An 8,132-nucleotide genomic window follows, 5' to 3' on the forward strand; every position below is an offset into this window, starting at 1 on the left:
TTAAGAGCCCGCTCACCTTTGCCGGGCTACAATCCGCCGGTCACGATCCTGCAACCGACGGATAGCCATGCCGGATTCCCTGCCCGCCTTCCGGACCCCGGAGCCCGGCACCGCGACCGTCCTCATCGCCGATGCCGATGCGGGCCGCCGGACGAGCCTCGCCGCCATCGTGCGCCGGTTCGACCCGACGGCGCAGATCGCGGAGGCGAGCGACGGCGAGGGCCTCATCGAGGCCATCCTGACCCATCGGCCGGCGCTCGGCTTCGTCGGCCTGCAGCTCGACGGCCTCAGCGGCCCCGAGGCGGTCGCCCTCGCGCGCAAGCGCGGCGGCAGCCTTCCCTGCCTGGTCCTCGTCGCCGCCCGCGTCTTCCCGCAATGGCAGGAGCTCGCCCAGAGCCTGAACGCCTACGAGGTGCTGAAGACGCCCCTCGACCCGGAGCATATCGAGAACCTGCTGGGGGCCAATGCCCGGCGCCGGCAGCCGACCTCGGTGCTGCTGGCCTCCTCCTCCGAGGCCGGGCGCGGCATGATCGGGCGGGTTCTGACCCGCAGCGGCTTCAACCTCGCCGTCGACGAGACCGACAGCGGGCGCCACGCCCTGAAGCTCCTGCGGATGGGCTCCTACGCGCTCGCCTTCATCGACGCGAACCTCGCGGGCCTCGACGGGCTCGAACTCGCCTGCCAGGTCCAGCCCCTCAACCTGCCGACGCAGCTGACCCTGATGACGAGCGGCGACCCCGAGCCGATCGCCCATGCGGCGCGCTATTTCGGCGTCTCCTTCGTCCTGAAGATGCCGTTCTACGCGCGCGACATCGACCTCGCGCTGCACCACGCGCTCGGCCTGCGCCGCCCCTATCTCCTCAACGCGCAGACCGCCGCCCCCGCGCCGACCGCGCTCCTGCGGGTCGCCGACTTCGTGCCGGCCCGGCGCAGCGCCTGAGGGCCGCGCTCAGATATGGATCGCGCGCTTGCCGACGGCGAGCGCCGCCTCCTTGACCGCCTCGGTGAGCGTCGGGTGGGCGTGGCAGGTGCGGGCGACGTCCTCCGCGCTCGCGCCGAACTCCATCGCGACCGCCACCTCGGCGATGAGGTTGCCCGCATCCGCGCCGACGATGTGGACGCCGAGCACCCGGTCGGTGTCGGCATCGGCCAGGATCTTCACGAAGCCGTCCGTGGTGTGGTTAACCTTGGCGCGGCCGTTCGCCGTGAACGGGAACTTGCCCGCGTTGTAGCGGATGCCGTCCTTCTTCAACTCCTCCTCGGTCTTGCCGACCGAGGCCACCTCCGGGAAGGTGTAGACCACGTTCGGGATCACCCCGTAATTCACGTGGCCCGACTGGCCGGCCAGGATCTCGGCCACCGCGACGCCCTCGTCCTCGGCCTTGTGGGCAAGCATGGGCCCCGCGATCACGTCGCCGATGGCGTAGATGCCGGTGACGTTCGTCGCGTACTGGCTGTCCGTCTGGATGCGGCCCTTGTTGTCGGTCTGGACGCCGACCGTCTCCAGCCCGAGCCCCTCCGTGTAGGGCACGCGGCCGATGGCGACGAGCACCGCGTCGGCCTGGATCTTCTCGGCCTCGCCGCCCGCGGCCGGCTCGACGGTGACGGTGGCGCCGCCCTTCTTGCCCACCTCGACGCCGGTGACCTTCGCGGACAGCTTGAAGGTGATGCCCTGCTTCCCGAGGATGCGCTGGAACTGCTTGCCGACCTCGCCGTCCATGCCCGGCAGCACGCGGTCGAGATACTCGATCACCACGACCTCGGAGCCGAGGCGGCGCCAGACCGAGCCGAGTTCGAGCCCGATCACGCCCGCGCCGATGACGACGAGCGTCTTCGGCACGCTGCCGAGTTCGAGCGCGCCGGTGGAGGAGACGACGACCGTCTCGTCGATCGTGACGCCGGGAAGCTTCGCCACGTCCGAGCCCGTGGCGATGACGACGTTCCGGGTCTCGAGGAGCTGGTTGCCGCCGTCCTCGGCGATCACCTCGACGCGGCCGGCACCGGCGAGCCGGCCGGTGCCGCGGTAGCTGTCGACGCCGTTCTTCTTGAGCAGGAACTCGACGCCCTTGGTGTTGCCCGCGACCCCCTCGTCCTTGAAGGCCATCATCTTTTTGAGATCGAGCTTCGGCTCGCTCACGATCACGCCGAGGTCGGCGAAGTGCTTGCCCGCCTCCTCGAACGCCTCGGAGGCGTGGAGCAGCGCCTTCGAGGGGATGCAGCCGACATTGAGGCAGGTGCCGCCATGGGTCGCCCGCTTCTCCACGACCGCCGTCTTCAGCCCGAGCTGGGCCGCTCGGATGGCGCAGACATAGCCCCCGGGGCCGGTGCCGATGACGACGAGATCGTAGCTGCTCATGATGTGCGGTCTTCCTTCCGGTATCCTCGGCTCGACGACGGGCCGCAGCGCTCCCTGCGGCCCAGCGATGCCGGACACCTCGTGTTCCGGATCGGCGCGCGTGCCCCGGGATCCCGGGAAACGCGCGCCGAAGGGATGGATGGGCTCGCGGGACAGCGCGATTACAGGTCGAGCACGAGCCGCGCCGGATCCTCCAGGGCCTCCTTGACCCGCACGAGGAAGGTCACGGCCTCCTTCCCGTCCACGATGCGGTGGTCGTAGGAAAGGGCCAGATACATCATCGGACGCGCCTCGATCTTGCCGGCGCGGACCACCGGGCGCTCCTCGATGCGGTGCATGCCGAGGATGCCCGATTGCGGCGCGTTGAGGATCGGGGTCGACATCAGCGAGCCGTAGATGCCGCCGTTGGTGATCGTGAAGGTGCCGCCCTGCATCTCGTCGATGGAGAGCTTGCCCTCGCGGGCCTTCTTGCCGAAGCCGGCGATCTTCTTCTCGATACCGGCGATCGAGAGGTCGTCCGCGTCGCGCACCACCGGCACGACGAGGCCCTTGTCGGTGCCGACCGCGATGCCGACGTGGTAGTAGTTCTTGTAGACGATGTCCTGCCCGTCGATCTCGGCATTGACGGCCGGCACGTCCTTCAGCGCGCCGATCACCGCCTTGGTGAAGAAGCCCATGAAGCCGAGCTTCGTGCCGTGCTTCTTCTCGAAGATGTCCTTGTACTGGGCGCGCATCGCCATCACGGCCGACATGTCGACGTCGTTGAACGTCGTCAGCATCGCGGCCGTGTCCTGCGCGTCCTTGAGGCGGCGCGCGATGGTCTGGCGCAGCTTCGTCATGCGCACGCGCTCCTCGCGCGCCGCGTCGTCCGGCACCGAGGGCGCCCGCGGCAGGGTGGGCCGCGCCTCCTTCGCGGGGGCCGGCTGGGCGGGGCCCTTGGCCACCGCCGCCAGCATGTCGCCCTTCGTTACGCGGCCGTCCTTGCCGCTGCCGTTGATGCTCGACGGGTCGACCCCGGACTCGCGGGCGAGCTTCGCCACGGCCGGGCCGTGGTCGCCGGAAGGCCGCGCCCCCGCCGGTGCGGCCTCGCCGTGATTGCCGTAGGCCGCGGCCGATTCCCTGGCAGGCGCCTCCTCGGCGGTCTGCTTGGGTGTTTCGCTGCGGCTCTGGGCCTTGGCCTCCGCCTTCGGGGCGGGCTTCGCAGGCGCCTTGGCGCCGCCCGCCCCCGCCTCGACGATCGAGCCGAGGAGCGCGCCCGGCTCCACCGTCTCGCCGTCCTGGACCAGGATCTCGCCGAGTTCGCCCGCGGCCGGGGCGTTGACCTCGAGCGTGACCTTGTCGGTCTCCAGCTCGACGAGGGGCTCGTCGGCCGCCACCGTGTCGCCGGGCTTCTTGAACCAGCGGCCGATCGTGGCCTCGCTCACGGATTCGCCGAGCGTCGGGACGAGGATGTCGGTTGCCATGCTCTCTATGCCCCCGCTGCGGGGACCTCCTCTGACTGGTGCGCGGCCGGGCTCAGTGGGGCCGCAGGATCAACGATGGAACGGCCGAGACGGCGTAGGAGAACCCGGCCGCCGCCCGGATGACGGGATCTCCCTCCCCGAGGGCGTGCGCGGCGGCCTCGTCCTCGGCCTCGACGAGGGCGAGGCCCCAGGCGCCCGCCGCCTCGAAGACGGGCCCGACCGCGATGGCCGCGCCGGCGGCCGCGCGCTCCATCCAGTAGGCCGCGTGCTCGCCGAAGAGCGCCTTCTCGGTCTCCGTCGCGTCGAACGGGAAGGTCGGCCGGGGCGGCGTCAGGCGGAGCAGGAAGTAGGCCATCGTCGTCGGCTCAGACCGCCAGTGCCTCGTTGAGGAAGGCCTGGAGCTGCGCCTGATGCTTCGACATCTGGCCCACGGCCGTCGAGGCCGAGGCCGGACGTCCGACGTAGCGGACCCGCTTCACCGAGGCGCCGGCCTGGCCGAGAACCCATTCGAGATAGGGCTCGACGAAGCTCCAGGAGCCCATGTTCTTGGGCTCCTCCTGGCACCAGACCACCTCCGCGTTGCGGAAGCGGCTCATCTCGGTGGCGAGGGCCTTGAGCGGGAACGGGTAGAGCTGCTCGACGCGCATCAGGTAGACGTCGGTGATGCCCCGCTTCTCGCGCTCCTCGTAGAGGTCGTAATAGACCTTGCCGGAGCAGAGCACGACGCGACGCACCTTGTCGTCCTTGACGAGCTTGATGCCCCCCTCCTCGTGCTCCGCATCGTCCCAGAGGATGCGGTGGAAGGTCGAGCCCTCCGCGATCGCGTCGAGGCTCGAGACCGCCCGCTTGTGGCGCAGGAGCGACTTCGGGGTCATCAGCACGAGCGGCTTGCGGAAGTCGCGCTTCAGCTGACGGCGCAGGATGTGGAAGTAGTTCGAGGGCGTCGTGACGTTGGCGACCTGCATGTTGTCCTCGGCGCACATCTGCAGGTAGCGCTCGAGGCGCGCGGAGGAGTGTTCCGGCCCCTGCCCCTCGTAGCCGTGCGGAAGCAGCATCACGAGGCCTGACATGCGCAGCCACTTGCGCTCGCCGGACGAGATGAACTGGTCGACGACGACCTGGGCGCCGTTGGCGAAGTCGCCGAACTGCGCCTCCCACAGGACGAGGGCGTTCGGCTCGGCCAGCGAGTAGCCGTACTCGAAGCCGAGCACCGCCTCTTCCGAGAGCATCGAATTGATGACCTCGAGATGCGCCTGCCCCTCGCGCACCGAGTTCAGCGGCGTGAAGCGCTGCTCGTTCTCCTGGTCGATCACGACGGCGTGGCGCTGCGAGAAGGTGCCGCGCTCGACATCCTGGCCGGAGAGGCGGACGCGGTGGCCTTCGAGGAGCAGCGAGCCGAAGGCCAGAGCCTCGGCGGTCGCCCAGTCGATGCCCTGCCCCGTCTCCACCGCCTTGGCGCGGTTGTCGAGGAAGCGCTGGATGGTCCGGTGGAGGTGGAAGCCGGGGGGCGCCTGGGTGATCTTCTGGCCGATCTCGCGCAGGGCCTCGGCCGGCACGCCGGTGCGCCCGCGGCGCGGGTCGTCCACGTCCTCGCGCACCGCCTTGAAGCCCGACCAGCGGCCGTCGAGCCAATCCGCCTTGTTGGCCTTGTAGTTGCCGGCGACGTCGAGCTCGCTGTCGAGCATACCCCGGAACTCGGCCTTGCGGGCGTCCAGGGCTTCCTGCGTGACAGCGCCCGACTCGACGAGCTTGCGGCCGTAGGTCTCCAGCACGGTCGGATGCTTGCGGATCCGCTGATACATCTTCGGCTGCGTGAAGGCCGGCTCGTCGCCCTCGTTGTGGCCGAAGCGGCGGTAGCAGAGCATGTCGACCACGACGGGCTTGCCGAACTTCTGCCGGTACTCGGTGGCGACCTTGGCGGCGAAGGTCACGGCCTCGGGATCGTCGCCGTTGCAGTGGAAGATCGGCGCCTCGACCATCTTCGCCACGTCCGAGGGGTAGGGCGAGGAGCGCGAGAAGCGCGGATCGGTGGTGAAGCCGATCTGGTTGTTGATGATGAAGTGCACCGAGCCGCCGGTGCGGTGGCCCTTCAGGCCCGACAGGCCGAAGCACTCGGCCACCACGCCCTGCCCCGCGAAGGCCGCGTCGCCGTGGATGAGGAGGGGCAGCACCTTCTTGCGGTCGACGTTCGGCTTGGCGAGCTGATCCTGCTTGGCGCGCACCTTGCCCAGCACCACCGGATCGACGATCTCGAGGTGGGAGGGGTTGGCGGTCAGCGACAGGTGGACGTTGTTGCCGTCGAAGGTGCGGTCGGACGAGGCGCCGAGATGGTACTTCACGTCGCCCGAGCCCTCGACCTCGGCCGGCGAGGACGAGCCGCCCTTGAACTCGTTGAAGACAGCCCGGAAGGGCTTGGCCATCACGTTGGTCAGCACGTTCAGGCGGCCGCGATGGGCCATGCCCAGCACGATCTCCTCGACCCCGAGGGCGCCGCCGCGCTTGATGATCTGCTCCAGCGCCGGGACCATCGATTCCGAGCCGTCGAGGCCGAAGCGCTTGGTGCCCGTGTATTTAAGGTCGAGGAACTTCTCGAAGCCCTCCGCCTCGATCAGCTTGTTGAGGATCGCCCGCCGGCCTTCCGGCGTGAACGAGATCTCCTTGTCCTTGCCCTCGATGCGCTCCTGGATCCAGGCCTTCTCGGCCGGGTCGGAGATGTGCATGAATTCGACGCCGAGCGTCTGGCAGTAGGTGCGCTCCAGGATCTTGACGATCTCGCGGATCGTCGAGAATTCGAGGCCGAGCACGTTATCGAGGAAGATCGGGCGGTCCCAATCGCTCTCCTGGAAGCCGTAATGCTGCGGGTGCAGCTCCTCGTGGTCGCCGCGCGGGGCGAGGCCGAGGGGATCGAGCTTGGCGTGGAGATGGCCGCGCATGCGGTAGGCGCGGATCAGCATGATCGCGCGGACCGAATCCTTGGTCGCCTGCTCGACCGAGACGCCGGTCTTGGCGACGATGGCGGCGCCCGCGGTCCCCTTCTCCTTGCCGGCGTCGCGCGCGACGATCTTGTCGCCGATCGCCTTCTCGAGCGCACCCCAATTGCCGTCGAGGGCGGAGACGATCTCACCGTTCAGCGGCACGGGCCAGTTCGGCTTCTCCCAGGAGGCGCCCGCCGCGTTCTTCTCGACGAGGGTGCCGTCCTCGCCCAGCGAGCGGAAGAAATCCTGCCACTCGGGATCGACCGAGCTCGGGTCGCGCGCGAAGGCCGCCTGCAATTCCTCGATGTAGGCGGCGTTGCCGCCGTAGAGGAACGAGGTTTCGAGGAGCGCTTCGTTGACGTCCTGACGTGCCATCGTCCGTCCATCCTGGAGTTGGGAGGGGATTCTCGGAGCGCCTGGGCGGCCCGGCATCACCCTTCAGAGTTCTTCGAGCTCCGGCCCTCGGGAGCCGGGGAAACGATCTGCCGCCCATATGGGGGCATGGCGGCTGCGATGGTTGCAGGGCAGCCGCGCCCTTCCGACCTCGAACCGTCCGGGCCTCAGCCTTTGAGGCGTTCGAGGAGTGTTGATCCGAGGCGGGCGGGCGAGGGCGAGACCCGGATGCCGGCCGCCTCCATCGCCGCGATCTTGTCCTCCGCGCCCCCCTTGCCGCCCGAGATGATCGCCCCCGCATGACCCATCCGCCGACCCGGAGGCGCCGTCCGGCCCGCGATGAACCCCACCATCGGCTTGCGACGGCCCCGACGCGCCTCGTCCACCAGGAACTGCGCCGCCTCCTCCTCCGCCGAGCCCCCGATCTCGCCGATCATCACGATCGACTCCGTCTTCGGATCCGCCAGAAACAGCTCCAGAACGTCGATGAACTCCGTCCCCTTGACCGGATCGCCCCCGATCCCGACCGCCGTCGTCTGACCCAGACCCGCCGTCGTCGTCTGGAACACCGCCTCGTAGGTCAGCGTGCCCGACCGCGACACGATCCCCACGCTGCCCGGCCGGAAGATGTTGGCCGGCATGATCCCGATCTTGCTCTCCCCCGCCGTCACGATCCCGGGGCAGTTCGGACCCACAAGCCGCGACTTCGAGCCGAGAAGCGCCCGCTTCACCCGCACCATGTCGAGCACCGGGATCCCCTCCGTGATGCACACGATCAGGGGGACCTCCGCCGCCACAGCCTCCAGGATCGCGTCCGCCGCGCCCGGCGGCGGCACGTAGACCACGCTCGCCTGAGCCCCCGTCGCCTCCCGCGCCTCCGCCACCGTGTCGAACACCGGCAGGCCGAGATGCGTCGAGCCGCCCTTGCCCGGGCTCGTGCCCCCC

At 69.5% G+C, this 8,132-nt stretch carries 6 protein-coding genes; 1 reads left to right on the forward strand and 5 read right to left on the reverse strand.

Annotated elements, in window-relative coordinates; all coding sequences use genetic code 11:
• The first annotated feature begins 67 nt into the window (after positions 1-67).
• Complete coding sequence (locus tag E1J50_RS16940; RefSeq protein WP_132255019.1) at positions 68-940, forward strand: response regulator; 873 nt, start codon at positions 68-70, stop codon at positions 938-940.
• Between the two features lie 9 nt (positions 941-949).
• Here E1J50_RS16940 and lpdA read toward each other — a convergent pair whose 3' ends face one another.
• The 5 genes from lpdA to sucD all read right to left on the reverse strand — a co-directional run.
• Positions 950-2,356, reverse strand: a complete 1,407-nt coding sequence (gene lpdA, locus E1J50_RS16945; RefSeq protein WP_132255020.1) for a dihydrolipoyl dehydrogenase — start codon at positions 2,354-2,356, stop codon at positions 950-952.
• Between the two features lie 161 nt (positions 2,357-2,517).
• Entirely contained in the window at positions 2,518-3,819 is a 1,302-nt protein-coding gene (gene odhB, locus E1J50_RS16950; RefSeq protein WP_132255021.1) for a 2-oxoglutarate dehydrogenase complex dihydrolipoyllysine-residue succinyltransferase, read from the reverse strand.
• A gap of 52 nt (positions 3,820-3,871) precedes the next feature.
• Positions 3,872-4,174 carry a YciI family protein gene (locus E1J50_RS16955; protein WP_132255022.1) on the reverse strand — a complete coding sequence of 101 codons (303 nt, stop codon included), beginning with the start codon at positions 4,172-4,174 and terminating at the stop codon, positions 3,872-3,874.
• 10 nt (positions 4,175-4,184) lie between these two features.
• Complete coding sequence (locus E1J50_RS16960) at positions 4,185-7,169, reverse strand: 2-oxoglutarate dehydrogenase E1 component (protein ID WP_132255023.1); 2,985 nt, start codon at positions 7,167-7,169, stop codon at positions 4,185-4,187.
• Between the two features lie 185 nt (positions 7,170-7,354).
• Positions 7,355-8,132, reverse strand: a 778-nt coding sequence (sucD, locus tag E1J50_RS16965; protein ID WP_132253038.1) for a succinate--CoA ligase subunit alpha, incomplete at its 5' end; no start/stop codon positions are given.

The sequence above is a fragment of the Methylobacterium segetis genome (genome assembly GCF_004348265.1).
GTDB classification, from domain to species: Bacteria; Pseudomonadota; Alphaproteobacteria; order Rhizobiales; family Beijerinckiaceae; genus Methylobacterium; species Methylobacterium segetis.